This is a genomic window from Italian clover phyllody phytoplasma str. MA1, from assembly GCF_000300695.1.
GTDB lineage: Bacteria > Bacillota_I > Bacilli_A > Acholeplasmatales > Acholeplasmataceae > Phytoplasma.
In genome coordinates this window covers 1-2513 of the sequence record NZ_AKIM01000104.1, presented here as the reverse complement: position 1 = coordinate 2513, position 2513 = coordinate 1, and the positions used below count along the sequence as shown (strand labels likewise).

Annotated in this window: 1 protein-coding gene; it reads right to left on the bottom strand. The window is 34.2% G+C overall.

Features of this window, described 5'->3' with window-relative positions; genetic code table 11:
* Nucleotides 1–163: 163 nt before the first annotated feature.
* Complete coding sequence (gene ltrA / locus RI01_RS02700) at nucleotides 164–1906, bottom strand: group II intron reverse transcriptase/maturase (RefSeq protein WP_017193136.1); 1743 nt, start codon at nucleotides 1904–1906, stop codon at nucleotides 164–166.
* Between the last annotated feature and the right edge of the window lie 607 nt (nucleotides 1907–2513).

Genomic DNA, 2513 nt, shown 5'->3' with positions numbered 1-2513 from the left:
TTGTTTTAATACGGATAGATTAATTGCGTTTTATTCAGCGATTTGTGTTTGCTGTTTTATTTACAATCAGCCCCCGTCCAAACCGTACGAGCAAGTTTCCAAGCATACGGCTTTCCATAATTTATTCTCTTTCGAGAACTAATTTTGCCTTACGGCTGATTAGCTATTTATTCTTTTTTGTTCTTTTATTTTTGTTATTTAATCTGATATCATGCATTTGTTGGTCCGTAATATTTCTATGACAATCTATGCATAACACTTTTGTACTCTTATTCATCACGCTTTTGCGGTTTTCATTGCGAACCGTACCAATGTGATGGATTTGAAGTTGGGTTGTTTTGCCGCATTTTTCACATATTTCCGCTTTGAGGCGGTCTGTTAGATTCGTACGACCTTGGAATAGATAAGGATTGATGGTGATATCGGGATTTTCCTTATAATTACGCATTTTCTTAATTTTATCCCAAGGGTAAACAGTCCATGACTCATATCTGGTTTTCTCTTTGTTTAAATAAGGAATTGACCAAGTTGAGCTACGATTAAACTTTTTTCGCACTTTGGCAATTGTCGTTTTGCGTTTTCTTGCCAAGGTTTTCAAACAACTATATTCAGCTAGATAGGTTAGATGGGTTAATGCATTTAGATTGTTAGCTAAACAAAAGTATTGGATGATTCCACGTACGATTGTTTTATAAGTGCGTATTATTTCTAATTCGTCCCTACTCGCTAATGTTTCATCATGCTTAATCTTTCCTCTTTTTAACCAATTGTATTCATATCCATATTCTTTGGCTTTTGCTTTGGGAACTTGGATTTGTACCCGACCGTTTAGGGATTTTTTGTGGGTTTTTTTGGTGAGTTTACTACTGGTTGGTTTTACCTTAACCATGTAGGATAGAAACCTTGTGCCCTTATTGGCTTTTACAATTTTTGATTTATCTTTACTAATTGTTAGTTTTAAATCTTGTTCTAGCCATTGAGTCACTTGGTTTTTAATAGTTTCAGCTTTGTCATATTTTCCTTTAATTCCTATGATAAAATCATCGGCATATCGGATATATTCAACTCTTGTTTTTGGATTTAGGTTAATTTGTCTATCAATCCCCAGTTTATGATGCATTCCTTGATGGTATGCTTTTCCATATCCTGGGTTTGCTTTCCTTATTGGTGTTCCTTCTTTAATTAGTTCATCCATTTTGATGTCAATGTAATGTAAATATACATTGGCAAGCAATGGGGAAATGATTCCTCCTTGTGGAGAACCAGATAAAGATTCGTATTTGATGCCATCTTTCATGAACCCAGCTTTTAACCATTTATTAATGGTTGAAAGAGTTTTATTCTTACGTATAAACTTCCTCAAGGTTTTCATAAGAGTTTCATGATTGATTGTGTCAAAATAACCTTTAAGGTCAATTTTGATGATATAATCAATTCCTTGAAATCTTTGTTTGACGCGTTTGATTGCATCAAGACAGGATTTTTTGGTTCTAAATCCAAAACTCCATTCTAAGAATTGATTTTCAAAATAAGGAGTTAAGAGTTGTTCAAGGCTTTTTTGGACTATTCTATCTTTTATGGTAGGTATTCCAAGAGGTCTAACCTTATCGTTGTCTTTGGGAATGAATATTCTTTTAACAGGCTTTGGATTGTACTTGTTATTGATGTATTCCTTGTGATATCTTTCTAATTTTTTAAGATTGAGACTGTCAATTGAATTACCATCAATTCCAGGTGTACCCGCGCCTTTGTTGGTTGCAATTTTGTTAAATGCAATTAATGTGTTATGTAGATTATTCATTCCTTGCTGTAATTCTCTTTTTAGAGGATAGTTATTTGTAGAACAATATAGAATCTTATTCAATGTTCGCGAAAGCTTAGTTTCATCTGAAACAGTTGTTGACATATTTATCAACTCCTTCCTTGATTACAGTGAATAAATAGTAAATTACTAGCTACTTTCGCCTTGTAAAGGTTATTAACCTTCGCCCTGGTGGGTCATTGTGTTAGCATATTCCAATGCTAACTTTGAATTATCCACGACTATTAAATAGCTTCTTTATCCTTGAGCGTCTTGGCATTTATTCCTTGACTTGTTAATTAAATAACTAGCTTTTAGGATTCTCCAAGTTACTCTAAATATCTACCTTTGTCCATTAGGTGAAGTAACCGCTTATGTTTTTTTGTCTTTCCTGACTGTCGGTGAGATTCCAGGTTTTCTTTATTGATAAACTATCCACTACAAGCGTTATATATTGATAGACTCTGGACTATACGGTTTCGGTAGTTTGCGTACTAGGTTAACAAATTACATCTGCTTTTCTTCTTAGACCATTTCAGGCTTATCCATGGGACAATTTGGTGGCGGTATCATCTTGACTAACTACTTCGTCTCAATCCGCTTTTATGGTCTGCTGTAATCCATTATTCTTTCGTTTAACGGACCGACCATATCCATTCAGTGTTTATCGCACTGGTTATTGGTTAGATAACACGATATTTAGGCATCTTTG